The sequence below is a fragment of the Flavobacterium sp. UMI-01 genome, from assembly GCF_019656315.1.
Lineage (GTDB): Bacteria > Bacteroidota > Bacteroidia > Flavobacteriales > Flavobacteriaceae > Flavobacterium.
On the sequence record NZ_BPLU01000059.1, the window covers coordinates 1 to 207 of the forward strand.

Here is a 207-nt window from a genome sequence, read left to right on the forward strand (position 1 = left end):
GGTCAGTAGAGGTAGCAATAATGTTATTGTTTTTAGGATCTTTAGCGTTAGCTGTAGCCAAGTTGTAAACAATACCTGCATTGATATCCGCTTGAGTTATGGTGTGAACCGCCGTGAATGTTGTAGTGTCAGTAGCACCTACAGCAAGCGAGGCAATAGGTCCACCACTAACCACAGCGTTGTTGTCTGTTACAGTTACATTAGTTA

Annotated in this window: 1 protein-coding gene; it reads right to left on the reverse strand. The window is 42.5% G+C overall.

Features of this window, described 5'->3' with window-relative positions; translation table 11 throughout:
• The coding region (locus K5R64_RS13605; protein ID WP_374758135.1) for a hypothetical protein at positions 1-207 on the reverse strand (207 nt) is incomplete at both ends.